The organism is Bradyrhizobium sp. Unk1 (genome assembly GCF_059512345.1).
Genome location: NZ_JCAMOP010000035.1, coordinates 42,787 through 68,489, shown reverse-complemented (window position 1 = coordinate 68,489; position 25,703 = coordinate 42,787). Strand labels below are relative to the sequence as shown.

The window sequence follows — 25,703 nt, the reverse complement described above, 5'->3', positions numbered from 1 at the left end:
TTCCCGCGCGCTGGAATTGGCGCAGGCCAAGTCATGGCAGCATTAGACCGATGTTTCGCCGGGATGCAACGGCGCCGGGCGCAGGGCTTCACTCCTCCCCTGCAAGCAGCGCGGCATTACCGCCGGCTGCCGCGGTGTTGATCGTCACGGTCTGCTCGGTTGCAAAGCGCGCGAGGTAATGCGGGCCGCCCGCCTTCGGGCCGGTTCCGGACAGCCCGTTGCCGCCGAAGGGCTGCACGCCGACTACGGCGCCGATCATGTTGCGGTTGACATAGATGTTGCCGACCTGGACGCGATCGATGATCGCCTCGATGGTGTCGTCGATGCGGGAGTGAACGCCGAGCGTGAGTCCATAGCCGCTGCGCTCGATCGCCTGCAGGACGCGGTCGAGGTTTTCCGCGCGATAGCGCACGACGTGCAGGATCGGACCGAACACCTCATCGGTGAGCTGGCCGGCGTCCTTGAGCTCGAAAATGTGCGGGGCGACGAAGCAGCCATCGGGCACAGTGCCGGCAAAGTGCAGCCGCGCCTCGCTCTTCATCCTCGCGATATGCGCATCGAGGCGCTGCTTGGCCTCGGCGTCGATCACCGGACCGACATGGGTTGCGACATCGCTGGGATCACCGATCCTGAGTTCCCGCGCCGCGCCCGCGATCATCTCGATCATGCGGTCGGCGACGTCCTCCTGCACGAACAGCAGCCGCAGCGCCGAGCAGCGCTGGCCGGCGGAGCGGAAGGCCGAAGTGACGACGTCGTCGGCGACCTGCTCGGGCAGCGCGGTCGCATCCGCGATCATGGCGTTGATGCCGCCGGTCTCCGCGATCAGCGGCACGATCGACCCGTCCTTGGCGGCGAGCGTCCGGTTGATCGCCCGCGCGACCTCGGTCGAGCCGGTGAAGACGACGCCGGCGATGTCGGCATGCGCGGTCAGCACGGCGCCGATGCGGCCGTCGCCGGTGACGAGATACAACGCGCTCCTGGGAATGCCGGCCTCGTGCAGCAGGGCTACGGCCTCGCGGGCGATGCGCGGCGTCTGCTCGGCGGGTTTTGCAACGACGCTGTTGCCGGCCATCAATGCCGCCGTGACCTGGCCCAGGAAGATCGCCAGCGGAAAATTCCACGGCGAGATCGCGACGAAGGCGCCGCGCCCGCGCATGGCGAGCGCATTGCTCTCGCCGGTCGGGCCCGGCATGGCGGCATCAACGCCGAACAGCTTCCGGCCCTGCGCGGCATAATAGCGGCAGAAGTCGGCGGCCTCGCGCAGCTCCGACAGCGCATCGTCCAGCGTCTTGCCGCCCTCGGCTTGCAGCAACGCGATGAAATGGGCGCTCCGGCTCTCCAGAAGATGCGCGGCCTGCTCCAGTGCGGCCGCGCGCGTGGCCGCCGGCGTTCGGCTCCAGGCGGCAAAACCGGCGCGCGCAGCCGTCACCGCCGCATTGGCTCGGTCCGGCGTTGCATCCGCGATCGGCTTGAGGCCGGCTGCCTCGGCCTTCACCTCTGCCAGCAACCGGTCGAGCGCCGCGCGCGTGCCGAATTCAACGCCGCGCGAATTGCGCCGCTCCGGCGCGAACAGATCGCCCGGCAGCGGAATTTTGGGATGAGCCGCCGCTTGCGGCCGGACGATGGCATCGGCCGGACGCTGCAACAGCGCCACAACCGGCACGCGATAGTCGGCCGCCTGCGCCACGAACGACGAGTTGGCGCCGTTCTCCAGCAGTCGCCGCACCAGATAGGCGAGCAGGTCGCGATGGCTGCCGACCGGCGCATAGGTGCGGTAGGCGATGTCGGGATGATCCTTGACGTGATCCTTGGCGAGCTGCTCGTAGAGCGCTTCGCCCATGCCATGCAGGCGCTGGAATTCGAAGCCGCCGCCATCTTGCGCAAGCTCCAGCACGGTCGCGACCGTCAGCGCGTTGTGGGTGGCGAATTGCGGGAAGATGCGCGGCCGCAGGGCCAACAGCTTCTGCGCGCAGGCGACGTAGTTCAGATCCGTCATCGCCTTGCGCGTGAACACGAGATAGCCGTCCAGCCCGCGCTCCTGTGCGCGCTTGATCTCGGTGTCCCAATAGGCGCCCTTGACCAGCCGCACCATCAGCTTGCGGTCATGGGCGCGGGCGAGCGCGTCGACATAGTCGATCACGGCGCTGGCGCGCTTCTGATAGGCCTGGATCGCCAGGCCAAATCCGTCCCAGCCGCTGAGCGAGGGATCGGCGAGCGTTGCCGCGATGACGTCTAGCGACAGCTCCAGCCGGTCGGCTTCCTCGGCGTCGACGGTGAAGTTCAGATCATGGGCCTTGGCGCGCTGCGCCAGGTCCAGCAGTTGCGGCACCAGCTCGGCCATCACGCGGGCGCGGCTGATCGCCTCGAAGCGCGGATGCAGCGCCGACAGCTTGACCGAGATGCCGGGCCGGTCGGGCAGGGGATGGCTGCCCGCCGCCTTGCCGATGGTCTCGATCGCACTGGCATAGGCGTCGAAATAGCGCTTGGCATCCGCCGCGGTGCGCGCACCTTCACCGAGCATGTCGAAGGAGTAGCGCGGCCTCTCACCGGAGCGCGGCTTACCCCGCTCCAGTGCCTGCTCGATGGTCTCCCCCAGCACGAAATGGTTGCCCATCAGCCGCATCGCCTGACGTGTGGCGGTGCGCACCGCCGGCGCGCCGAGCCGCTTCACCAGCCGACCGATGGTGCCGTCGGGCGTCTCGCCGGGCTGGATCACCCGCGCCGAGAGGCCGAGCGCCCAGGCCGAGGCGTTGACCAGGAAGGCCGTGGACTTGGTCTCGTGGTGGATGAAGTCGCCCTCGCCGAGCTTGTCCTCGATGAACTGGTCGGCGGTGCGCGCGTCGGGCACGCGGAGCAGCGCCTCGGCCAGCACCATCAGGGCGAGCCCCTCCTTGGTCGAAAGCGCGAACTCCCGCAGCATGTCCTCGACCCCGCCAAGCCGGTCGTCGCGCTTGCGGATCGCCTCGATCAGCCGCGTCGCGGTGCGGTCGATCCGCGCCTCCTGCGGCGGACTGAGATGCGAAGCCGGCAAGAGCTGCGCGGCAATCTCGGCATCATCGGGCGCGTAGGGGGCGGTGAAGGGCGGCGGGATGTTCGGCATGGCGTGTCCTGTGGCTGAAATCCAGGATAAGGCCCGCTAGGCCGTAGTTCGATAGACAATTTAGCCAATTTGCCTTAGGAAATGAAGGTCATTGACGCATTGGCCGCATAAAATATGGAACTCGACCGAATCGACCGGAAGATCCTCTCCATTCTGCAGCAGGACGGGCGCATCGCCAATGTTGAGCTCGCCGAGCGCATCGGGCTGTCGCCGACCTCAGTTGGCGAGCGGCTGAAGCGGTTGCAACGTGAGGGCTTTGTCGAGGGCTATGGGGCGCGGCTCAATCCGCACCGGCTCGGCCTGGGTCTTCTGGTGTTCGTCGAGGTGCTGCTCGACAAGACCACGCCCGACATTTTCGAGCGCTTCGCACGCGCGGTGAAACTCGCGCCCGAGGTGCTGGAGTGTCACATGGTTGCAGGCGGCTTCGACTATCTTGTGAAGGCGCGGCTTGCGGACATGACCGCCTATCGACGCTTCCTCGGCGAGACCCTGCTGTCGATGCCGGGCGTGCGCGAGACGCGAACCTATGCGGTGATGGAAGAGATCAAGCGCGACGCACCATTGCCGGTGGACTAACGAAGTGCCGTCGCGATTGTCATTGCTGTGGCCTTGAACGAGCGGTCTTCGCGGGAAAATAGTTCTCCGTGTGCAATCGCAACGCCCGTCGTCGAATGCACTGGCCGTCTTCTAAAATTTTTTTTGCCCGGCTCCCGAACAGATCCGGGAGGCAGCAAAGGCTGCCGGGCTTATACTTTGAGGTTCTCTGCGGAGGTCTTGCCCCGGTTTGCGATCTCTTCGTATTCCACCGTCTGTCCTTCGTTCAGGGACGACAGACCGGCTTTCTGCACTGCCGAGATATGCACGAACACATCCTTGCCGCCCGACGCAGGCTGGATAAATCCATAACCCTTCGTCGGGTTGAACCACTTGACCGTACCTTTAGCCATCACGTCTTCTCCGCGGGTCTTCCTCCGAGATCTCGAACGCCAGTCCCCGCCAACCGGCCGGTTCGGTCCTAACAGGATACGCGGAATGTGGCCGGCTTGGTAGCTCAAACCATATCGGCATTTCGCCGAATTCCGCTCAACTTCGCAGCGTTTTTGCCGATTTTGCCCGTTTCGCGGTCAATTGATCGGCACGCGGCGCGCCATCCGTCAATAAGTCGCGGCCAGATAATCGACGATCTTGCCGACATCGGCATCGTCGATCGGGGCGCCATAGACCTTGATCATCTTGGTCACCTCGGCCTGCCAAAAACCCTTCTTGTCCTTCATCGGCGGCTGCGTGTTGACGTAATCGGCCGAGTGGCAGGCGCTGCAATTGCCCTGCACGACCTCGAGATTGGGGCCCGGCTTGAAGACGGCGACCTCGTCGGGCGTCTTGTAGTTGAGCGGCGCTGCAAGCGCCGAACCCACCATTGCGGCGACGGCGAGTGAGATGGCGAGGAGAACGGTGCGCTGCATGATCATTCTCCCTCAGGCCACGGTCACGCGGACGGTTTCGACGACGTTGCGTAGATAACCCGCCGGGTTCCAGCGTGGCGCATCCGGCTGGGTCTCGCCGCCATTGCCGGTGGCGCGCACCTTGAGTTCGTGGGCGCCCGCCGCGAGCTTCACCGGCAGCTTCCATTCACGGAATGAGTATTTGCCGAGATCCTTGCCGAGCTTGGCGCTGACCCAGGTCTTGCCGCCGTCGGTGGAAACCTGGACGTCCTTGATGCCCTTGCCGCCGTCGAAGGCGATGCCGCGCAGCGTCGTGCCGCCGGCCTTCAGCTTGGCGCCGTCGGGCACACTGGTGATGAAGGATCGGATGGTGAAGCGGTTGATCGGGATCGTCGCCTTCGGCGCGGTGCCCGGCTCGACCGCATTGTTCGGGGTATCAGGAATGCGATAGGCCGACTTCATCCAGAAGCCGTCATAGACATTGTCGATGACGGTGATCTCGTTGAGGTGCTTGACCCAGTAGGTGCCGTAATAGCCGGGCACGATCAGGCGCAGCGGAAAACCGTTGAGGAACGGCAGGTCCTCTCCGTTCATGCCATAGGCCAGCATCACCTCGCCGTCGGTGGCGTGCTCGAGATCGAGCGCCTTGACGAAATCCGGCGTCTTGTCGCTGACGGGGCCGTCCATGCCGTTGAAGGTGACCTGCTTGGCCCCGCTCTGCACGCCCGCCATCTCGAGCACGGCCTTCAGCGGCACGCCGCGCCAGCGCGCATTGCCCATCGCGCCGTTGGCGAGCTGGCCACCGGCGACACGCGGCTCTACGAGGCCGCGGCTGTTGCCGGAGCACTGGTTGACGGCGACGATCTCGGTCGCCTTCATTTTCCTGATGTCCTTGAGCGACAGCTTGAGCGGCTTGTCGACCTTGCCCTTGACCTCGAGCGTGAACTTGTCGGGATCGAGATTGTAGGGCAGGTCCGAGAGGTGGTAGCGCACGAAGAACGCGTTATTCGGCGTGATCGGACCGTCGTTGAAGATCGCAAACGGCGTCTCGAGCTGCGGCGGTCGGCTGGTCAGGCCGATCATCGGCCGCTTCTGCGGATATTTCACCAGCGGCCGCTCGCCATTGGCGAAGGGAAGCGTGACGGTGTCGAGGGCCAGCGCCTTGGTGGAATTCAGTGTGGCCGCCATAGCGGCAAGGCCCGCTCCTTTGAGCAGGTCGCGTCGATCGAACATTCTCGTCTCCTCCCGGAGCTTTTCGTTGGACAGCGGTCATCACCGCGATCCCGCGCTCATCTGTCGCAACGATTGAGATGAAGTCAATTCGTGCTTTCGCAGCAGGCCCATGCCGCTGCGTTGCAGCAAGCCGGTGTTACCCCGCGACGAGATCGAGTCGAGCTGCAGCCGCGAACGAAGGAGCGCTCCCTCGCCCCGCCTGCGGGGAGAGGTGAAGCCTCAGGCCGCGACGCGCTCGCTTTGGTCAACCAGCGCCGACAGCTGCCTCGTATCCGCAACCACGCGCACGGCCAGCGGCTCGTCGCGGCCGCGGATCGCGACCTCCTGCTGCGGCAGCGCATCGTCGGCAAGGCCGGCGGTACGGCGGACCTCCTCCGAGACGATCGCCTCGCAGGCCAGCGTCTTGGTCATGTCCTGGAGCCGGGCCGCGACGTTGACGGCATCACCGAGCGCGGTGAAGACAATATGATCGCGATAGCCGATATCGCCGATGATGACCTCGCCGCCGTGAATGCCGATGCCGAAGCGGATCGGCTGGCGGAGATCGTGGCTCAGGAGCTCGTTGAGCTCGTCGATATGCGTGGCGATGGCGGCGGCAGCCTTCAGCGCTTGCCGGCAGGCGGTCTCCGGATCGGCCGACAGCCCGAACAGCGCCAGCATGCCGTCGCCGACGAACTGGTTCGGCTGGCCGCCGTTCTCGATCACGGCCCGCGAGACGGCACCGAGGAAACGGTTGACGATGAAAACGGTGTCGAACGGCAGCCGCTTCTCGGCAAGCTGCGTCGAACCGCGCATGTCCACGAACAGGCTGACGAGGTAGCGCTCCTGGCCGATTCTGGCCGATGTCGAGGCCTGTCCGTCCGCCGAATGGGTGTGGGGCGTGAACAGCTGGAAGAAGGAGAGGTCGGAGTCCGGCCGCAGCTGGCAGGCAAGCCGGATCGAGGGATCGGCGGTGCCGACGCGCGCGAGCACGAAGGCCTCGCGCTGCGACGGCTCGGGCAGGGCGGCATGGTCGCCGATGATGCGGATGCGGCATGTCGAGCAGCGGGCGCGGCCGCCGCAGACGCTGGCATGCGGCACATTGTGGCGCAGGCTCGCCTCCAGCACGGAGAGACCCTTCGGCACGCGCACCGTCTTGCCGTTGCCGTAGGACAGCGCGATCATGCCGCGGCGCCGTTCGCGCAAGGCGCGCACGCCGCGCGCCGCCAGCGCCAGCCCGAGCAGGCCGACATAGCCGATGGTGAGGCCGCCGGTGATGCGATCGAGCGTCGCCGCTTCCGCGGTCGAGCCGAGCTGGCGGCGGGTGAGATTGTGCGTGCGCCACTCGCCGTCGTCGACCTCGATCTGGACACTGCGTCCGCCCTGGTAGACGCCGAGCAGCGACAGCGTCGGGATCAGCACGGCGGCGGCGAGCAGATAGGGCGCGGCGCGCGCGAAGAACGGTTTCAGGCGCAGCCAGAAATAGATGCCGATGCAGCCATGGACCCAGGCGATGATCAGCAGGATCGTCATGGTCCAGATGCGGTTCGAGGTGACGAAGAACAGATAGAGTTCCTGCGGATAGAGTTTCTGGTGTCCGTACAGCGTGTAGCCGAGCCGGACGCCGATCACGTGGGCCATGACGAGGGCGGGGATGCTCAAGCCCAGCACGAGCTGGAGCGGCTCGATCGTCCGCCAGCGGAACTGACGGCGCTGATAGAGCGCGTAGATGCCGAGCCCCATATGCGTGAGCGCGGCCGTATAGAACACGATCGCGATGGGGAGGAACCGCCAGAACGCGGTGTGATAGTAGACTCCGATCTCCATGGCATCGACCGAGATGTTGCCGAGCGCATGGTTGAGGAAATGGCTCACCACGTAGGAGAACAGGATGACGCCGCAGACCAGCCGAACCTGCCGCACGCTGGTCGCGCGGGAAAGTTCGGACAATCGTGAGGATGCGGTGGCCATGATTCGGTTGTATCAGTTCATGAAGGAGAACAGCCAGCGTAGCGTTTAATTCCAGGGGCGGACAGCTGGCCTGATCACATGCGCGGCAAGGTTACGATATCGTAGGGTGGGCAAAGGCGCCTTGGCGCCGTGCCCACCATCCCGCATCGCATCCCTCGATGGTGGGCACGCTCCGCTTTGCCCACCCTACGATCTCCCCCGCATTGACTCCCCCTCCCAGGTTGGCGAAAAGCGCGGCCGTGACGACAGCCCCCGATATCACCACGCCCCCAGCCGGCGCCGCGCGCCGTCCCCTCGTCATGGCCGTGCTCGTCATCGCCGCGATGACGCTGCTGCGCATCATCTACGCCTCCGCGATCGAGCTGCGCACCGACGAGGCCTATTACTGGACCTGGTCGAAGGAGGGGGCGCTCAGCTTCCTCGATCATCCCCCCATGATCGCCTGGTTCATCCGTTTTGGCACCGCGATCTTCGGCGACACTCTGCTCGGCGTTCGCCTCAGTGGCATCGTCGCGATGCTGGTGACGCAGCTGCTGCTCGCCGACATCGTCCGCCGCCTCACCCATGATGCGCGCGCCATCATGTTCGCGGTGCTGATGCCGGAGGCTGCGCTCTATTACGGCCTGCTGATGGCCAAGGTCGCGCCGGACGTCGCCATGATCCCGTTCGCGGTGGCGATGATGTGGGCCCTGGTGCGGCTCGCGCAGGGCGGCGACGGACGCTGGTGGCTGGCGGCGGGCCTGTTCGCCGGGCTGTCGATGCTGTCGAAATTCACCGCGATCATGTTCGCGCCGGCGGTCGCCGCGTTTCTGCTGGTGCCGGATTGGCGCTGGCGCTGGCTGCGCAGCCCTTACCCCTATCTCGCGGTGCTGATCGCGATTGCCGTGTTCTCGCCGGTGCTGATCTGGAACGCGCAGCACGACTGGGCCTCGTTCCGTTTCCAGGGCGTGCGGGCCACCGCCAATTACGGCATCTCGCTGCGCACGATCGGCGATTACATCGGCCTGCAATTCGGCCTGGTCGGCTTCGTCATGCTGCCGGTGGTGCTGTCAGGTCTCGTGATGACGGCGTGGCGCGGCTATCGCACGCGCGAGCCGGTTGCGATCCTGCTGTCGACCGCGGTGCTGGTGCCGTTCCTCTATTTCTTGTTCAAGTCGACGACGCTCAGGGTCGGCGACACCTGGCCGATGTTCATGTGGCCGGTCGGCTTTGCCGCCGCTGCGGTCAACCTCGTCATGCTGTCGCACGAGCACTGGTCGGCGCGGATGATCCGGTCGAGCATCTTCTGGCTCAACACGGCGGTCGTCTCGGGGATCACCTTCGTCGTCATCGTATTCCTGTACTATGTCGCCGCGCCCTGGAATCTCCTCGGCAAGATCGATCCGATCGGCGCCGAAGCCGGCTACGAGCAGGTAGCTGTGCGTACGCAGGCCGCGCTCGACGAGACCGGCGCGACCTGGATCGCAACCACGGACTATCGCACCTACGCGATGATGCGCTGGCTGTTCAGGGGACGCGTGCCCGTCATCGAGATCAACGAACGTGGCCGCTTCCAGGGGTTCCGCGATCCCGGCATGGATCGGATCAGCGGGCATGCGGGCATCTATGTCGGGCGAGAGCCGGACAATCGCGCACCGGTGTGGGGATCGATCCCGGCGAAGCGCGAGCAGCTCGGCCAGGTCGGACGTCGCTGGCGCGGCGTTCTGACGGACACGTATGTGATTGAGAAGCTCACAGGCTGGACGCCGGAACTCTCGCCGCCAACGGATTCGCCGCTGTTTCAATGGCGCGTGCTGGCGGGGGAATTCGAGAAGCGTACGTTCGCCTAGCGAGGCACCGTTCTTCCTTTCTCCCCTTTGTCCCAGATGCCAACGAGGCCACGCGTTGAAGCGGCTTGGCGTGGCATGATAACAACATGCAAACAGAAATCTGAGCTGATCGCTTAGCTGCAACCAGCATTTTTTCCGACATTCACAGGTCGCCATCCCAGATTACCACCCGCTCAAGCATCTAAGCCACTAAGCTGGAGCAGTCGTGACGAAACATATTTGCTCTAATTGATATTATCTGCGGGGATGAGACATGTTTGATGTCTATCGCAATGGCAAGCGGGACTTCCTTGTCGTCAGCAATGGCTCTCCGATGCCCGTGCTCTACTCTTCCAATAAATGGCGCAAGAGCAGAGGGAGAGTTCTCAAGGTCAGCGACGAGATCAGGGCAGCCGTTCAGGAGCGAGGTTATTATCTTCGCAGCGCGCGAGTGACGAAGAAGGACCTGATCCACGCCGGGCGCAGCGTTGTCGATACGACACCGGGCAATCTCTAAACATCCCGCCGACTAGGCCGCCAACCGCGCCAGCCCGGCCTCAATCACGACGATGTCGTCCTCGATCTGTCGGATCGTACTCGTGCAGTCGATCCCGGTACATGCATCGAGATCTGCGATAAGTTTGCGGCGCTGTGTCCGAAGCTCATCAAGAGCTGTTTGGTCCCTGAGGGAAACGTAGCCCTCCACGATCAGCTCAATTGCACCTGCCCGCATCAAAATCCCCAAGCCTTGTTAGTCCTGTCAGGGCATTCCCGACCAGGCGAGGATCGAGCGTGCCAATTGGTTACGCGGCTCAATCCCGCGCACTGAGTTCTTCCAGAACAACGCGCCTCCGCAACGCGTGCGCAGCAGCCGTCAGATGAGACCCCGCGATCAGCCCGAGCCGCTTCAATCTTGCGAGAGCGACGGGGTCACACAGCTCGATGGAGAGCCCGGCTCCCAATATCGCAATGGCGCGTTGCTCCTCCGCATCGAGATCAGTCCATGGGATGCCCTTCATCACCGGCCTCAAATCGTCCAGTGCACCTCAAAATCCAAACGCGCGCCTGATTTGCCGCAGCATATCCGCGGCCGCGTCGGTGTACCGACCGTTGGTTAGGTATCGATCCAGTTGCAATGTGCTGATCAGCGCCACAAGCGCTGCCGTTAAGCCCTTAAACATTGGGCCTCTCCTGAAAGAGACCGCCAACCGGGCGTGTCGAAATATTGAGCCGTTCTCAGAATGCGCGCCGCAAATGGCGGCCTAATATCCAAATGGTGACATTGACTGGTAACCAGTTTCTTAATGGGTTGATGCGCCGTGGTATGAGGCGAAGGCGCTGGCACGAGCGTTGCCGGATTCCGTGCTGCGACGCGTGAACCGATCAGCGGATATGCGCGGTCACGTCTGATGTCGGCTAGAGAACAGGCATGGCAGTGACCCGTACCGCCGTTCTGCTAAGGGCCAGGATCTGCCATTGCTTCCGGTACAATCGTATGCGCCAAAAACCGATAGCAGCTCTTGTAAGCATTTTAAGAAACTATTGAATGTTGGCCATAATACTCGATGCATATTGAATATTTTAAGGACAATGATGTCCGGCATCATTAATTTCCCTCGTCCCGCGCCGCATGCTGCCATCGTCCGGCTAGATGGACTCACAAATGTGCTGTCCGAGTTGGATGGAGAGAACCTTCGCACCCAAGATGACATGCGTCACGCACTATGGGTGCTCGACCTTGCCAACAAGTGCGTTCGGATCATTCTCCGCGATTTCGCAGATGATCCGAACATCCGTCAGCTTGCTCGGCACGCGGAAGAGCTGACCGCTTCGGTGGAGGAAGCCCGTTACATGGTTCAGGACCGGGGCAACAAATACCTAACGCTGCGCCGTTCCCGGCGGTGACGCCGACCTGGTTGGAAGATGATCTAACACGAGGTTGAAAGGGCCCGGGACATGAGGCTTGTCGCAACCCATCGGTATTCTTTTCTCGATGTCCAGACTCTGACTGAGCGTCAGGCGCGTGACACGCTATTTCGATACGGCGACAATTCCTTTCTGTTGCACATGACTTCCGGCGAAGGGGAGGACGACCAGCTTTTCTGGTTGGATAGCCGTGCGGCACTGCTCTGGATAAATCAAAGCGCCGAGGAGTTCGCATCATTTTAAGGGGATGAATAGGAGCCTGCAGCCCATGGTAGAGACCCGGCGTGCACCACGGTTCCGAGTGGCAATGCCAGCCCAGATCGAGTGTAGGCGCGACAAAATCCCTTGCGTGATCCGCAATATCTCGACGTCAGGTGCAGCGCTGCAACTTCAGGAATCGACTGACCGAATACCTGTCGCCTTCGCATTGATCATATCAGACTCTGCTCTGAAGTTGCCCTGTCGCGTGGTCTGGCGGGCCCCCTTCAGAATCGACGTGACGTTCGTTTGAAGGTTGTTCGGGCTTTGACGGCAGGTAATTTGGCGCTCAATTACCACTAGGGGATCGTGTCAACCGGCGTCCAAGTTCGCGCGCCGAAGCCGCCGTACCGCTGAGCCTCGTGGTTGCAGGCACCCTCGTAAATTTCCGAAGTGTTGGCAATTAGGCGCGCCGGTCAAGTGATCGGCAGGTCTGGAGCGCCGCGCTATGAAAGCACCGAAGCCAAAGCAATGGGCCGAGCAGGAAGTCCGACGTTTGGTCAGGCTCGCCCGGCGGGGCGTTGGCGTATCGAAGATAGCCGCCGAACTGGGCCGCCATGCCGGCTCGGTGCGGCGAATGGCGCGAATAGCGCCGCTACTCGTCGTCCTTTTTCCGCAACAGATCCGTTGCGAGATCAGAGAGCTTTGGCGGCGGCAGCGCCGCGAACGGCAGCGGGCGCGTCACGTCGATCGCGGCCAGGCCCAGCCGTGCGGTCAGCAATCCGTTCAGCACGCCTTCGCCGAGCCGCTGCGACAGCTTTGCCGCGATCCCATGGCCGAGCATCTGCTGCACCAGGCTGTCGCTCGCGGCCATGCCGCCGGTGATGGCGAGATGGGCGATCACGTGGCGGAGCAGGCGGATCATGCCGAGCGCGCCGGGGCGGCCGCCATAGAGAAAAGCGAGCTGACGGATCAGGCGCAACGCGGCCACGAACACGAACAACACGTCGATCGCCGCGCGCGGCGAAACGGCGGTCACGATCGAGACCTTTTGCGCGGCCGACGACACCAGCCGCCGCGCTTCCGCGTCCAGTGGCGACATCAATTCGCGCTCGGCAAGCCGGATCATGTCGGCGCCGTCGATGATCTCGCCGGCGTGGCTCTCCAGCGTGGCGCGGGCGCGCGCAAGCTGCGGGTTCTGGTGCGCGATCTTGAGCAGGTCCTGCACGATGACGCGGCTCTCCTTGCGGTCGTCACTGGCAAGGACCGCGGCAGCGCGCGCATGCAGCTTCTCGATGGTGGCGAGGCGCGCCAGCCCGAATGCCTCGCGCCCGATCACCACCGCGAGCGCGAGCGCGGTGACGAAGGCGAAGGCAAGGCCGACGAAGCCGAGGCTTTCGCTGCGCGCAAACAAATCCTCGATCAGACGGACCACGCCGAGCCCGGTGCCGAGCAGCGTCAGCCCGCCGAGTCCGGACCAGAACAGCGTGCCCCAGGGAAAGCCGCGACGCGCCGGGAGCGCGGCCTCGATCGGCACCGGCAATGCCTGCGGATCGTGCTCGGGCGTGATCTGGATCGTGGTGCGGCCAAGCCGCGCCGCTTCGTCGGCTTCGGTGACGACGACGCCGGGATCGTCGAGCCGGAACGTCGCCGGCCGCCGCGGCTTGGATCGATCGTTCATGACAGCTTGTCTCCGATCAGGAACTGCAGGGCACGGTCGAGGCGGATGTGTGGCAGCGCCGGCTCGTCATTGCCCTCGCGTTCGAGTTTTGGCGGACGGAAGCGCAGGAAGCGAAAATCGCTTTTCTCGGCGGCCTCGGTCGCGAGGCCGCGGAATGCGTCGGTGCCGTTGAACAGCGGCTCGGGGTCCAGCGGCAGGTCACCCGGAAAGGTCGCAACCTCCGTGTTGCCGTCGAAGAACTCGCCGCCTGCGCTTTCGCCGGCCGCCGGCGTTCCCAGGATCGACGGCAATTTGTCGCGGCCATGCGCGACCTGCGCCTCGCGCGTGGCGCGAACGGCGGCGAGCGCCACCACGTCGATCTCCGCGCCGGTATCTTCCGCGCGCACCACCGCGCGGGTGACGGCGCGGCGCAGCACCGCCTCGAGCCGGTCGTGACTGGAATGATGCAGATGGTCGGCCTTGGTCGCCGCGAACAGGATGCGGTCGATACGCGGCCGGAACAGGCTGGAGAGGAAGGTGCTGCGGCCGATGCGGAAGCAGTCGAGAATTCCGGCAAGCGCGGCTTCGAGATCGTGCAACGCTTCGGGGCCGGAGTTGAACGCGGCGAGCGCATCGGCCAGCACGATTTGGCGATCGAGCCGGGCAAAATGATCATGGAAGAACGGCCGCACCACGACGTCCTTGTAGGCCTCGAAGCGGCGGACCATCATCGCCCACAGCGATCCCTCGGGCGCCTGGCCGCCAACGGGCACGTCGAGCGGTGCAAAGGTCAGCGCCGGCGTGTCGGCGAGATTGCCGGGCATCAGGAAGCGGCCGGGCGGCAGCAGACTCATCGCGAAGCGCTCGTCGCGGCAGGCGCGCAAATAGCCGGTGAAGAGCTTTGCCGCCGTCAGCGTCGCCTGCTCGTCCTCGCGCGCCTCTCCCTTGAGCGTTGCGAGATGCGCGTGCCAATCCGCCGCAAGATGCGCGCGCGGCGCCTCGCGCGACAGCGCGAGGCTTTCGGTCGACCATTGCTCATAGGTCTTCTGGAGCAGCGGCAGGTCGAGCAACCATTCGCCGGGATAATCGACGATGTCGAGCGTCAATGTGCGGTCGGCGCCGTTCTGGCGCTGATAGTCGATGACGAGCCTGAGTTCGCTGATGTCGACGGTCGAGTTCGGCCAGCGCCGCTCCTCGAGCAGCGCGCGCAAATGGTTCTCATAGGCAAAGCGCGGCACGGCGTCGTCCGGCTGCGGCGCCAGATGCGCCCGCGCGATCCGGCCCGAGGCATAGGCCTCGAACACCGGAAAGCGGCCGCCGCGGGTGAGGCCGTGGATCAGCGCCGTGATGAATACGGTCTTACCGGCCCGTGACAGGCCGGTGACCCCGAGCCGCACCGTCGGGTTGAAGAAGTGCTCGCCATAGTCGATCAGCGCCCTGGCCGACAGGCGCGCTTCTTCGACCATATCCTGGAAACTGAATGCCATATGAACGTGATTGATCTCGGGCGGGCGGAACAGTGAAGCCGTTCACAAAAGTGGCAATTGCGTAGGGAAAATCAAGCTTCATACTTCCACCGCCTTTGTCGGCAAATCAGCCGTTTGAACGATGCGCCGATCGCGAAAGACCCTACAAGAGGGCATTGTCTTAGCCTTTGCGGATTGCCATGACCGTCTTCCAGCTGAAACAGCTCGCATCCAGCTCCGTCCACGCCGCGGCCGACGCGGTCGGCTGGAACTACGACCGTGCCGAATTGATCGCGGACGGCGTGATCCACGCGATCGGCGTGTTCTGCGGCATCGTCGCCGCCACGGTCCTGGTGGTGCTGACGGCGGTTTATGCCGACGCCACCAACATCGTCGGGGTCTCGATCTATGTCGCCGGCCTGGTCTCGATGCTGGTGCTGTCGGCGACCTATAATCTCTGGCCGGTCTCGCCGGCCAAATGGCTGCTGCGGCGGTTCGACCATTGCGCGATCTATCTGCTGATCGCGGCGACCTATACGCCGTTCATCCTCGAGGTGAGGGACAGCGTGTTCGCGCTGGTGCTGCTCGGCGGCGTCTGGTGCGTCGCGATCCTCGGTATCGTGCTGAAACTTCTCTACCCCGGCCGGTTCGACCGCGTCGCGGTCGGAATCTATCTCGCGATGGGCTGGAGCGGCGTGATGGTCTACGACGCCGTGGTCAAGGCGCTGCCTGCGCTGGTGCTGGGCTTCATCCTTGCGGGCGGCCTGCTCTACAGCTTTGGCGTGATCTTCCATGCCTGGCGGCGGCTGCGCTTCCAGAATGCGATCTGGCACGGCTTTGTCTTGGCCGGCGCGGCGTGCCATTATACCGCGGTGCTCGACCTCGTGTTGAGCTGAGCAAGATCCGCGAAGCGGAATAAGCAAAGCGGTATAAGATAGCGAAGCGCTATCCGAAAAGAGAAGCGCTATAAGACAAAGAGGAGACGTCGCATGCAGGTGACCGGCAAGGTCGTGGTCGTCACGGGCGGCGCAAACGGCATCGGCAAGGCGCTGTGCGAGACCTTCCACAAGGCGGGTGCCGCCAAGGTCGTCGTCGCGGACATGGACGCCGCCAATGCAAGAGCCGTCGCCGCCACGGTGGAAGGCGCGGCCTTCAGATGCGACGTCGCGCAGGAAAAAGAGATCGCCCACGTCATCGAGGAGACTGAACGGCAGTTCGGGCCGATCGAACTGTTCTGCTCCAATGCCGGCATCGGCGGCGGCTTCGATCCGATGTCGGTCAATGCCGGCGGCGCCTCCGACGAGCCGTGGCAGCGGAGCTGGGCGATCCATGTCATGGCCCATGTCTATGCGGCGCGGTATCTCATTCCCCGCATGAAGGCGCGCGGCGGCGGATATTTTCTCAATACGATCTCGGCCGCGGGCCTGCTGTCGCAGGTCGGAAGCCCCGCTTACTCCACGACCAAGCACGCCGCGGTGGGTTTTGCCGAGAATCTCGCCATCTCGCACAAGGCGGACAATATCAAGGTCTCGATCCTCTGCCCGCAGGGCGTCGACACCAACATGCTTCGCTCGATCCCGAAGGGCCCGCAATCCGGCGACGGCGATCTCACGCCGGAGCAGGTCGCGAAAGACGTGCTCGCCGGCCTCGCGCAGGAGACATTCCTGATCCTGCCGCACCCCCAGGTGCTCGGCTACATGCGCAAGAAGACCGAGAATTACGACCGCTGGATCGGCGGCATGGCCAAGATCCAGGCCAAGATGCGCGAGGAGTTCGGGAAGTAGCCGCCACACTTGGCGCTGTCATGCCCCGCGAAGGCGGGGCATCCAGTACGCCGCGGCCTGTCGGTTCAACCACAACCGTCTCGGAGTACTGGATCGCCCGCCTTCGCGGGCGATGACACCGAGAGCGGGGCTACGCCGCCGACTCCGCCTCGTCGTCCATCCGGCTCTGCCGCAGCGCCCGCGCATAGAGCATCATGCCCTCGCGCACCGTGCGCTGCTCGGCCTCTGTCAGCGCGGCCAGCGCGCCGCGCACCTGCTGGCGTCCGAAGGCGTGCAATGCCTCCAGTGTGCGCCGGCCCTTCGCGGTCAGCGACAGCAGCTTGCTGCGCGCATCCGCCTCGTCGGGCGTCTCGCGCAACTCGCCGCAATCGATCAGCTTGCGCACCAGGCGGCTGACGCTGGATTTCTCCAGCCGCAGGAAATCACCGAGCTCGCCCGAATTCATCGGGCCGCGGATCCCGATCTCCAGGATCGTGTGCACCGCCGAGGGCGGGTAGTCCGAGGCCGCGACCGTTGCATCCATGAAGCCGAGCTCCCGCACCATCAACCGCGAGGCGGCGCGGATGTCGTCGATCAGCGAAGGCCCGGTCATGCTTGACTCCGCGCATATAGTTGTACCATACAACTATATGCGCGCAACGTTGCGCGCAAGCGTTTTGGAGTGAGCCATGAGCGGAACTTTGCCGGCCGGGATGCGGATGAGAGGCAAGGTCTGCCTCGTCACGGGCGGCGGCAGCGGCATCGGCCGCGCCACGGCGCTGCGGATGGCGTCGGAAGGCGCCGAGGCGATTGTCGTTGCGGGACGGCGCGAAGCCGAAATCGAAGCCACCGCTGTCACGTGCCGGGAGCTCGGCGCGAAGGCCATCCCGATCAAGACGGACATCACGCGAGAAGACGACGTCGAACGTCTGGTTCGCACGGCGGTCGAGCGCTGCGGCCGGCTCGATGTCGCCTTCAACAATGCCGGATTCCAGGAGCGCCGCGCGCCGCTGGAAGAGCAGGGCACGGAGATCTACGACACGGTGTTCGACACCAATGTCCGGGCGCTGTTTCTGTGCCTGCGCCATCAATTGCCGGCGATGCTGGCGCAGGGCCGCGGCAGCATCGTCGTCAATGCCTCCGTCAGCGGCGTGCGCAATCCCAATCCCGGCTTCTCGCTCTACTCGGCCTCGAAGGCCGCCGCGATCTCGCTGACGCGCTCGGCCGCGATGGAGAATGCCCCGCGCGGCATCCGCATCAACGCCATCGCGCCCGGCCGCGTCGTCACCGACATGATGCTGCGCGCCGGCGTCGGCGATGTCGCAACCGTCAGTGCAGGCCTGCCGCTGCGGCGGATGGGGAGCCCTGAGGAAGTGGCGGAGGCCGTGGTGTGGCTGTCGTCCGACGCGTCATCCTATGTCGTCGGGCACGTGCTGGCGGCGGACGGGGGATTCCTGGCTTCGTAGCCCGGATGGAGCGCAGCGTAATCCGGGGCCGACTTGCTTGTGGCACGATTCCCGGATTTTGTTTCGCTCCATCCGGGCTACGCGCCCCCCTAATGCTTCTGCCCGTACAGCACCGGCACCGCCGAATCCACGACGACCTCGACGAGGCTCGTCCCCTCGAACGCCATTCCGCGCTTGAGCGCCTCGCCCAGCTCCGCGGCCTTGCTCACCCGCACCGCATGGCACCCCATGCCCTCGGCGAGCCTGACGAAATCGATCCCCGGCAATTCCAGCCCCGGCACATTCCTCACCTGCATCACCTGGCTGAACGAGCGCATCGCGCCGTAGCCGGAATTGTTGATGACGACGATGGTCAGCGGCAGCTTTCGTTGCGCGGCGGTCCACAGCGCCTGGATCGAATACATCGCCGAGCCATCGCCGATCAGGCACACCGTGCGTTGCTTCGGCTTGCCGAGCGCCATGCCGACGGCGGCGGGTAGCGAGTAACCGAGGCCGCCGCTCGACATGGTGTAGAAACTGTCCTGGCCGCGCATCGGCATGAACTTCTGCATCGCCGGCCGGTGCGAGGGCACCTCCTCGACGAGTGACGCGTCGTCCGGCATCGCATGCGACAGCGAATGCAGCAAAAATTCGACCGGCAACGGATCGGCGGCCTGCGGTGCCGGCGGCAGCGTGCGGCCCTTTGGCGTCGCGCGTTTGCTCTCCGGCAGGAGGTCGAGCAGCAGGCTCAGCGCCGGCTTCATGGTCGCGACGATGCTGGTGCCGACCGGCGTCACCGCCGCCGCGTCCGGATCGTCGGTGATCTGGAAGATCGTCGCGCCGCCATCGAAGATCGCGGCATGGCCCTCGACATGGAAGGTGAACACCGGCGCGCCGATGATCACAACAACATCGTGCTCGCGCAGCGCGTCGGACAGCTGCGCCGGCGAGGCGTGCAGGAAGCCCGCGAACTGCGGATGCCGCTCGGGGAACGAGCAGCGCGCCGAGAACGGGCTGACCCAGACGCTGGCCTTCGCCTTCTCGGCCACGCGCACCATGAGGTCCACCGCGCCGGCGCGGTCGACGCCGGGGCCGACCACGAGCGCAGGGTGCTTTGCAGAGCCGAGCGCGGCGACCAGCGCCTTCATCGCGTCAGGCTCGGGCCCGATCTCGCGGCTGACCTTGCGCGCCTCGACCGGTGCGGTCGCGTGCGCCCAGTCGTCGATCGGGATCGACACGAAGGTCGGCCCGCAGGGCGGCTGCATTGCGGTGTAATAGGCCCGCGCGATCGCCGCCGGAACGTCCTCGGGCCGGGCCGGCTCGACGCTGTACTTCACGTAAGGCCGTGGGAATTCCGAGGCACGCTCGGCATAGAGGAACGCCTGTAGGGGCAGGATCGAGCGTGCCTGCTGGCCCGCGGTGATCACGAGCGGGGTCTGGTTGCGGTGCGCGGTGTAGATATTGCCGAGCGCGTTGCCGACGCCGGCCGCCGAATGCAGATTGACGAAGCCGGCATTGCGCGTCGCCTGCGCGTAACCATCGGCCATGCCGACGGCGGAGGCTTCCTGCAACGCCAGCACGTAGTCGATGTCGTCGGGCCAGTCGCTCAGGAACGGCAGCTCGGTCGAGCCAGGATTGCCGAACATCCTGTCGATGCCCAGCGAGCGCAGCAGGTCCAGCGTCGCCTGCTTCACGGTGACGGACTTGCTGCCGCTCTTGCCGTTCTTGGCCATGGTTTCCGTCCCTGTTAATTCCTCATCCTGAGGAGCGCGGCATGCGCGTCTCGAAGGATGAAGGCCCGGCTGGTGGCCTCGCCCTTCGAGACGCGCGCAAAGAGCGCGCTCCTCAGGGTGAGGGTCTAGATCGTCGCGTCGCCGCTCGCAATGACGGTGTCGCCGCTACCACACCGCCGTGCCCTTCATCGTCGGCTGTCCCTCCGCATTCGCGGTCCACAGCTCCATGCCCGCCTCGGTCGCGTTGGCGTTGATGGAGAACTCCGTGCCCTCGAACAGCGGCTGCAAGCCGCGATAGGTGAATGTCTTCGGCGCCTTGCCGTCGTGCAGCTTCGCCGCCATCTCGACGATGAGCGCTGCCTGCAGTGGGCCGTGGAAGATCAGGCCCGGATAACCCTCGACTTTGGTGACGTAGTCGCGATCGTAATGGATGCGGTGGCCGTTGAAGGTCAGTGCGGAATAACGAAACAGCAGCACGGGATCGGACACGTGCGTCTCGCGGTGCTGCGCTTTCGGCGGCGGGGCCTTTGCCGTGGCGGGCGCGGTGGTCGTCATCTCCCGATAGACGATGTCCTGCCGCTCGCGGATGGCAACGCCCCGCGGCGAGGAGATGCTGTGCTCCACCGAGACGAAGCACAGCGTGCCGGTCGAGCCCGATTTCACCTGGACGTCGGCGATGCGCGAGGTCCGCGTCGATTCATCGCCGACGCGCAAGGGCTGCAGGAATTCGATCTCGCCGCCGGCCCACATCCGGCGCGGCAGCGGCACCGGCGGCAGAAAACCACCGCGGGTCGGATGGCCGTCGGGGCCGAGCATCGACATCGGAAACACCGGTTGTGCCAGGCACCAGTGCACCGTGAACGGCGCGGCATCGCCCGCTTGGGGCTCGCCGACCTCCTGGAACAGCGTCGCGCGCAGACCCTTGACGAGCTGCGCGGTGACGATGTCGGTGGCCTCGGTGCTGCGGCCGATCCATTGCCGCAAGTGATCGATGTCGAGCTTCTCGGTCATGACGCCTCGCTCTTGTTATTTCTTGGATGGCCGCTCGCCGATCGCGGGCACAGCGCCGTAAGCGCGGGTCTCGCCGACGATGATCGGCGCCGGCGCGGGATAGCTGACACGTCCCTGCGGCGTGTCGACCTCGATGCGGCGCAGATGCGGATGATTGGTGAGGTCGGCCATGGTGTTGACCTCGGCAAACGCGATGTCGGCGTCCGACAGCCGCTTCAACAGTTCGTCGCGCGTCATCTTGCCGAAGATATCTGCGACCGTCGTGTCGGTGAAGTCCCGGTTGCGCACGCGCTCGACCATGTTGGCGACGCGGGGATCGGCCGGCAGGTCGGGCTGGTCGAGCACCTTGACGCAGAGCGTCTTCCACTCGCGCTCGCTCTGGATCGAGATCAGGATGTCCTTGCCATCCTTCGAGGTGAACACGCCGTAGGGCGCGATCGATGGATGGCGCAGACCCATCCGCTTCGGCGGATTGCCGGCTTCGGAATTGAGCAGCGGCACGGTGCACCAGTCCGCCATCACGTCGAACATGGAGATGCGGATGTCGGCTCCCTTGCCGGTGCGCCCGCGCCCGATCAGCGCTTCCAGGATCGCCGCATGCGCGGTGGCGCCGGTCGCGACGTCGACGATCGACATGCCGACGCGCGAGGCGCCGTCGGGGTTGCCGGTGATGGAAGCAAGTCCGCTCTCGGCCTGGATCAGCAGATCATAGGCCTTGCGGTGGGCGTAGGGGCCCTCGTCGCCATAGCCGGTGATCGTGCACGAGATCAGCTTCGGATAGTCCTTCAGCAGCCGTTCGCGCGAGAAGCCGAGCTTGTCCATCGAGCCCGGCTTGAGGTTCTGGATCAGCACGTCGGCGCTCGCGATCAGCTTCTCCAACTCGGCGCAGCCTTCTTTCGTTGCGAGATCGACCACCGCCGATTGCTTGCCGCGGTTGAGCCAGACGAAATAGCTGCTCTGGCCCTTGGCCGCCGCGTCATAGCCGCGAGCGAAATCGCCTTCGGGCCGCTCGATCTTGATCACTTCCGCGCCGGCGTCCGCCAGTCGCGACGAGCAGAACGGCGCCGCGACCGCCTGCTCGACCGCAATCACCCTGATCCCGTCCAATGCTCCCATGGCGCGACCTCAGTACGAGCGGGGCATGCCGAGCACGTGCTCGGCGACGTAGGACAGCACGAGGTTGGTCGAGATCGGCGCCACCTGGTAGAGCCGCGTCTCGCGGAATTTGCGCTCGACGTCGTACTCCTCGGCGAAGCCGAAGCCGCCATGGGTCTGGATGCAGGCGTTTGCCGCTTCCCAGGACGCATCGGCCGCCAGCATCTTGGCCATGTTGGCCTCCGCGCCGCAGTCGAGCCCGGCTTCGTATTTGCGCGTGGCTTCCTTCACCATCAGCTCGGCCGCGCGCATCGAGGCGTAAGCTTTTGCTATCGGGAACTGGATGCCTTGATTTTGGCCGATCGGCCGGCCGAACACCGCGCGCTCCTTGGCGTAGTTCGTGGCCTTCGCGATGAACCACTTTGCATCACCCACGCATTCGGCGGCGATCAGGATGCGCTCGGCGTTCATGCCGGAGAGGATGTAGCGGAAACCCTTGCCTTCCTCGCCAATCAGATTCTCCGCCGGCACCTTCATGTCGGTAAAGAACACTTCGGTGGTGGCGTGGTTCATCATGGTGCGGATCGGGCGGATCTCGAGCCCGTTGTTCTTGGCCTCGCGCATGTCGACGATGAAGACCGAGAGACCATCCGTGCGCTTCTTGCTCTGCTCCTTCGGCGTGGTGCGCGCCAGCAGCACCATCAGGTCGGAATGCTCGGCGCGGCTGGTCCAGATCTTCTGGCCGTTGACGATGTAGCTGTCGTTGCCTTCCTTGCGCGCAAACGTCTTCAGCGAGGAGGTGTCGGTGCCGCTGGTCGGCTCGGTGACGCCGAACGCCTGCAGCCGCAATTCTCCGCTCGCGATCTTCGGCAGATACTTCGCCTTCTGCTCGTCATTGCCGTGCCGCAGCACGGTGCCCATCGTGTACATCTGGGCATGGCAGCCGCCGCCGTTGCAGCCCGCGCGCTGGATCTCTTCGAGGATCGCGGCCGCAGCGGAAAGCTTCAGGCCCGCGCCGCCATATTCCTCGGGGATCAGCACCGAGAGATAGCCGGCCTGCGTCAGCGCATCGACGAAGGCCTTGGGATAGGCCATCTCGCGATCGAGCTTGCGCCAGTATTCGCCGGGAAACTGCGCGCAGAGCTTTGCGACGGCCTCGCGGATGTCGGCGTGATCTTCGGTGTGGTGTTCTTCACTCATGGCGTTTTCCATCGATAGCGGCAATCAAGATAACGCCGGCCGATCCTCTGGCGTTGTGAAAACATCGCCAGCCCCCTATGCTCATTTGCTATAGCGTATGAAGTAGCCTTCCAGGATTGGCAAGCATGGATTTCCGGCAGCTCAGGACCTTCAGTTGCGTGGCGGAGCTCGGCAGTCTCTCGAAGGCCTCCGACACGTTGCGCGTGGCGCAGCCGGCGCTGAGCCGGCAGATCAAGCTCCTGGAACACGAGCTGCGCACGGAGCTGTTCACACGCAATGGCCGCGGCATGGTGTTGACGGAAGCCGGCCGTCTCCTGCTGGCACGCACCTCCGGCATCGTGCGGCAGATCGACCAGATCCGCGACGATATCCAGTCGACCAAGGGGCCGCCGTCCGGCCAGGTCGTGCTCGGCCTGGTTCCGACCGTGAGCTGCGTGCTGTCGGCGCGCTTCGCGCGGCGCTGCGTCGAAAAATTTCCCGGCATTTCGTTGCGCATCGTCGAGAGCTATAGCGGCCATCTCGTCGAATGGCTGCATCGCGGCGAGATGGATCTGGCCATTCTCTACGGTCGCTCCGCCGATCTGCATCTCAACGTGGAGAGCCTCGGCCGCGACAACATCGTCGCGGTTGGCCCGCGCGGCTGCGGCCTCGCGCGCAAGAAGAGCGTGGATGTCGGCTGGCTGCTGCGCCAGCGGCTGGTGCTGCCCAGTCATTCCCACGGTCTCCGCGCGCTGATCGAACATGCGGCCGCCCAGCGCAAGATCAAGCTCAACGTCCAGCTCGAGGCGGATTCGTTCCGCGTGCTGACGAGCCTCGTCGAGGAAGGCCTCGGGTTCGCGCTGCTGCCGCCCTCGTCGGTCCACGGCGAGGTCGCGGACGGGCGGCTGGAGACCGCGCCCGTATCCAAGCCGATGACGCGCGAGCTCATTTTCGCCTCTCCGATCGACCGTCCGGCCTCAACGGCGTCGCTCGCCATCACGACGCTATTGCGCGAGGAAGTCGCGGCCTGCCGCAAGGAAGGCCTGTGGGACATCAAGTTGAGTTGAGCGCCGGCGCTGAATTCTCAGGAGGATTTAGGACACAAGCCCGCAGCTGGCCCTTCGCATATTGAGCGAGCTGTCATGCCGGAATTTTATAGCCGGGCAGTGCCCTCCTCGAGCGTTAGGAGCACACTCTTCGTCCCACACTCGGTGTCATTGCCCGCGAAGGCGGGCAATCCAGTATTCCAGAGACGGCGCGGCTAGAATCGAGGAGCCGCGGCGTACTGGATGCCCCGCCTGCGCGGGGCATGACAGCAGAGATTGGCGAGGCCGCTTGTTAAGGTAGTCCCTAGAGCACGCCTACCCCGGAATCCTCACCGGCAACGACTCATAGCCCTTGATGAAGCTCGAATAGATCCGCTTGGGCTCGCCGACGACCTCGATCCGGTCGAAGCGCTTCAGCATCTCCTCCCAGATGATCCGCAGCTGCAGTTCGGCCAGGCGCATGCCGACGCAGCGGTGGATGCCGAAGCCAAAGGAGAGGTGGGTGCGCGGCCGCGGGCGGTCGATGATGAAATCGTTCGGCTTCTCGAACATCTCCTCGTCGCGGTTGCCCGAGACGTACCACATCACGACGCGGTCGCCTTTCTTGATATGCTTGCCGCCGATTTCGGTGTCGGCAAGCGCGGTGCGCCGCATATGCGCCAGCGGTGTCTGCCAGCGGATCACCTCGGGCACCATGGAATCGATCAGCTCCGGGTTGGTGCGCAGTCTGTCGAACTGGTCCGGGTTCTCGCTCAGCGCCAGCACCGAGCCGCTCATAGTGTTGCGCGTCGTGTCGTTGCCGCCGACGATGAGCAGGATGATGTTGCCCATGAGATTGTCGGGGTCCATGAAGCGCGTCGCGTCGTTATGTGCCATCAGCGACAGCAAATCGTTGCGCGGCGCGGAGTTGACACGCTCGTTCCAGAGCTTGGACATGTAGGCGTAGCACTCGTCCATCTCGCGGCGGCGCTCTTCGGCCGAGGCGACGATGCCGCTCTTGGGCAGCGCGGTCGCGACATCCGACCAGCGCGTCAGCTTGCGCCGCTCGTCCCAGGGGAAGTCGAACAAGGTCGCCAGCATCTGCGTCGTCAGCTCGATCGAGACGCGCTCGACGAAATTGAAGGTCTCGTTGCGCGGCAGATTGTCGAGCACGGTCTGCGAGCGCTGGCGGATCAGTTTTGCCAGCTCGTCCAGATGCGTCGGCGTGAACATCGGCGACACCGTCTTGCGCTGCGCCGAATGCTGCGGCTGGTCCATGGCGATGAAGCTCGGCCAGTCGTAGCCCTGCGGCACGTCGCGGATCCCGATGCCGCCGAGCGTCGAGTCCGAGGAGAAGATGCCGTGACTGGTGTCGACATGCATGATGTCGTTGTACTTCACCACCGACCAGTACGGCTCGATCGGCGCATTGGTGCAGTAATGCACCGGCTCTTCCTTGCGCAACCGCTCGAACCACGGCCACAAGGTGTCGTCCTGGAACAGCCGGGGCGCGCCGGGGTGAAACTGCGCCAGCGGGGTCGCATAGGCTTCCTCGCGGGCCCTGCGCATGCGTTCGGCGTTGTCGGTTTTGACCGGAGTTTGGATGTTCATGGTCGTGGCTCCAGTTGGTTCTTGCTTTGCCTCTCCCCGCGCCTGTCGGCCGAAGCCT

General features: G+C 64.7%; 23 protein-coding genes. 9 read left to right on the top strand and 14 right to left on the bottom strand.

Going from position 1 to position 25,703, the window contains the following annotated elements; translation table 11 throughout:
- Positions 1–88 precede the first annotated feature (88 nt).
- Positions 89–3,100 carry a bifunctional proline dehydrogenase/L-glutamate gamma-semialdehyde dehydrogenase PutA gene (gene putA / locus AC5ZFO_RS34735; RefSeq protein ID WP_282523306.1) on the bottom strand — a complete coding sequence of 1,004 codons (3,012 nt, stop codon included), beginning with the start codon at positions 3,098–3,100 and terminating at the stop codon, positions 89–91.
- Positions 3,101–3,214: 114 nt separating this feature from the next.
- On the opposite strand from putA, the gene AC5ZFO_RS34730 reads away from it, so the two are divergent.
- Positions 3,215–3,676 carry an Lrp/AsnC ligand binding domain-containing protein gene (locus tag AC5ZFO_RS34730; protein WP_166081550.1) on the top strand — a complete coding sequence of 154 codons (462 nt, stop codon included), beginning with the start codon at positions 3,215–3,217 and terminating at the stop codon, positions 3,674–3,676.
- A 170-nt stretch (positions 3,677–3,846) separates the two neighbouring features.
- Here AC5ZFO_RS34730 and AC5ZFO_RS34725 read toward each other — a convergent pair whose 3' ends face one another.
- From AC5ZFO_RS34725 to AC5ZFO_RS34710, 4 genes are all read right to left on the bottom strand, one after another.
- Entirely contained in the window at positions 3,847–4,047 is a 201-nt protein-coding gene (locus AC5ZFO_RS34725; protein WP_008134691.1) for a cold-shock protein, read from the bottom strand.
- A gap of 207 nt (positions 4,048–4,254) precedes the next feature.
- Positions 4,255–4,563, bottom strand: a complete 309-nt coding sequence (gene sorB / locus AC5ZFO_RS34720) for a SorB family sulfite dehydrogenase c-type cytochrome subunit (RefSeq protein WP_282523307.1) — start codon at positions 4,561–4,563, stop codon at positions 4,255–4,257.
- A 12-nt stretch (positions 4,564–4,575) separates the two neighbouring features.
- Positions 4,576–5,775, bottom strand: a complete 1,200-nt coding sequence (gene sorA / locus AC5ZFO_RS34715) for a SorA family sulfite dehydrogenase catalytic subunit (protein WP_282523308.1) — start codon at positions 5,773–5,775, stop codon at positions 4,576–4,578.
- A 219-nt stretch (positions 5,776–5,994) separates the two neighbouring features.
- Positions 5,995–7,725, bottom strand: coding sequence for an adenylate/guanylate cyclase domain-containing protein (locus tag AC5ZFO_RS34710; protein WP_496123201.1), 1,731 nt, complete (start codon positions 7,723–7,725; stop codon positions 5,995–5,997).
- A gap of 299 nt (positions 7,726–8,024) precedes the next feature.
- Between AC5ZFO_RS34710 and AC5ZFO_RS34705 the strand changes: the two genes are divergently transcribed.
- Positions 8,025–9,554 carry a glycosyltransferase family 39 protein gene (locus AC5ZFO_RS34705; protein ID WP_282523364.1) on the top strand — a complete coding sequence of 510 codons (1,530 nt, stop codon included), beginning with the start codon at positions 8,025–8,027 and terminating at the stop codon, positions 9,552–9,554.
- Between the two features lie 253 nt (positions 9,555–9,807).
- Entirely contained in the window at positions 9,808–10,050 is a 243-nt protein-coding gene (locus AC5ZFO_RS34700; protein ID WP_282523310.1) for a hypothetical protein, read from the top strand.
- A gap of 12 nt (positions 10,051–10,062) precedes the next feature.
- On the opposite strand, the gene AC5ZFO_RS34695 is transcribed toward AC5ZFO_RS34700, so the two are convergent.
- Entirely contained in the window at positions 10,063–10,278 is a 216-nt protein-coding gene (locus AC5ZFO_RS34695; protein ID WP_404979834.1) for a hypothetical protein, read from the bottom strand.
- Between the two features lie 848 nt (positions 10,279–11,126).
- Between AC5ZFO_RS34695 and AC5ZFO_RS34690 the strand changes: the two genes are divergently transcribed.
- The gene (locus tag AC5ZFO_RS34690) at positions 11,127–11,438 is read left to right on the top strand and encodes a hypothetical protein (protein WP_282523311.1); all 312 of its coding nucleotides are present in this window, start codon (positions 11,127–11,129) and stop codon (positions 11,436–11,438) included.
- 268 nt (positions 11,439–11,706) lie between these two features.
- Positions 11,707–11,970, top strand: coding sequence for a PilZ domain-containing protein (locus AC5ZFO_RS34685; protein ID WP_496123200.1), 264 nt, complete (start codon positions 11,707–11,709; stop codon positions 11,968–11,970).
- A gap of 342 nt (positions 11,971–12,312) precedes the next feature.
- Here the strand turns inward: AC5ZFO_RS34685 and AC5ZFO_RS34680 are convergent, their stop codons facing one another.
- Positions 12,313–13,338 carry a YcjF family protein gene (locus AC5ZFO_RS34680; RefSeq protein ID WP_282523313.1) on the bottom strand — a complete coding sequence of 342 codons (1,026 nt, stop codon included), beginning with the start codon at positions 13,336–13,338 and terminating at the stop codon, positions 12,313–12,315.
- Positions 13,335–14,804, bottom strand: a complete 1,470-nt coding sequence (locus tag AC5ZFO_RS34675; protein ID WP_282523314.1) for a YcjX family GTP-binding protein — start codon at positions 14,802–14,804, stop codon at positions 13,335–13,337. The genes AC5ZFO_RS34680 and AC5ZFO_RS34675 overlap by 4 nt, the downstream gene beginning before the upstream one ends.
- A gap of 179 nt (positions 14,805–14,983) precedes the next feature.
- Here AC5ZFO_RS34675 and trhA point away from each other — a divergent pair, with 179 nt between their 5' ends.
- Complete coding sequence (gene trhA / locus AC5ZFO_RS34670) at positions 14,984–15,679, top strand: PAQR family membrane homeostasis protein TrhA (protein ID WP_282523315.1); 696 nt, start codon at positions 14,984–14,986, stop codon at positions 15,677–15,679.
- A gap of 93 nt (positions 15,680–15,772) precedes the next feature.
- On the top strand, positions 15,773–16,567 hold the full coding sequence (locus tag AC5ZFO_RS34665; protein ID WP_282523316.1) for an SDR family oxidoreductase: 795 nt from the start codon (positions 15,773–15,775) through the stop codon (positions 16,565–16,567).
- 130 nt (positions 16,568–16,697) lie between these two features.
- Here the strand turns inward: AC5ZFO_RS34665 and AC5ZFO_RS34660 are convergent, their stop codons facing one another.
- The gene (locus AC5ZFO_RS34660) at positions 16,698–17,159 is read right to left on the bottom strand and encodes a MarR family winged helix-turn-helix transcriptional regulator (RefSeq protein WP_282523317.1); all 462 of its coding nucleotides are present in this window, start codon (positions 17,157–17,159) and stop codon (positions 16,698–16,700) included.
- A 76-nt stretch (positions 17,160–17,235) separates the two neighbouring features.
- Here AC5ZFO_RS34660 and AC5ZFO_RS34655 point away from each other — a divergent pair, with 76 nt between their 5' ends.
- Positions 17,236–18,012: an SDR family NAD(P)-dependent oxidoreductase gene (locus AC5ZFO_RS34655; protein WP_282523318.1), complete on the top strand. Its 777-nt coding sequence runs from the start codon at positions 17,236–17,238 to the stop codon at positions 18,010–18,012.
- 89 nt (positions 18,013–18,101) lie between these two features.
- On the opposite strand, the gene mdlC is transcribed toward AC5ZFO_RS34655, so the two are convergent.
- The 4 genes from mdlC to AC5ZFO_RS34635 all read right to left on the bottom strand — a co-directional run bounded on the left by mdlC (position 18,102) and on the right by AC5ZFO_RS34635 (position 23,030).
- Positions 18,102–19,724: a benzoylformate decarboxylase gene (mdlC, locus tag AC5ZFO_RS34650; protein ID WP_282523319.1), complete on the bottom strand. Its 1,623-nt coding sequence runs from the start codon at positions 19,722–19,724 to the stop codon at positions 18,102–18,104.
- Positions 19,725–19,889: 165 nt separating this feature from the next.
- Positions 19,890–20,735 carry an HTD2 family dehydratase gene (locus AC5ZFO_RS34645; RefSeq protein ID WP_282523320.1) on the bottom strand — a complete coding sequence of 282 codons (846 nt, stop codon included), beginning with the start codon at positions 20,733–20,735 and terminating at the stop codon, positions 19,890–19,892.
- A gap of 15 nt (positions 20,736–20,750) precedes the next feature.
- On the bottom strand, positions 20,751–21,851 hold the full coding sequence (locus AC5ZFO_RS34640) for a CaiB/BaiF CoA transferase family protein (protein WP_282523321.1): 1,101 nt from the start codon (positions 21,849–21,851) through the stop codon (positions 20,751–20,753).
- 9 nt (positions 21,852–21,860) lie between these two features.
- Positions 21,861–23,030: an acyl-CoA dehydrogenase family protein gene (locus tag AC5ZFO_RS34635; RefSeq protein WP_063985425.1), complete on the bottom strand. Its 1,170-nt coding sequence runs from the start codon at positions 23,028–23,030 to the stop codon at positions 21,861–21,863.
- A gap of 125 nt (positions 23,031–23,155) precedes the next feature.
- On the opposite strand from AC5ZFO_RS34635, the gene AC5ZFO_RS34630 reads away from it, so the two are divergent.
- Positions 23,156–24,076, top strand: coding sequence for a LysR substrate-binding domain-containing protein (locus AC5ZFO_RS34630; RefSeq protein ID WP_063985424.1), 921 nt, complete (start codon positions 23,156–23,158; stop codon positions 24,074–24,076).
- Between the two features lie 294 nt (positions 24,077–24,370).
- Here AC5ZFO_RS34630 and AC5ZFO_RS34625 read toward each other — a convergent pair whose 3' ends face one another.
- Positions 24,371–25,645: a cytochrome P450 gene (locus tag AC5ZFO_RS34625; RefSeq protein WP_282523322.1), complete on the bottom strand. Its 1,275-nt coding sequence runs from the start codon at positions 25,643–25,645 to the stop codon at positions 24,371–24,373.
- Positions 25,646–25,703 lie beyond the last annotated feature (58 nt).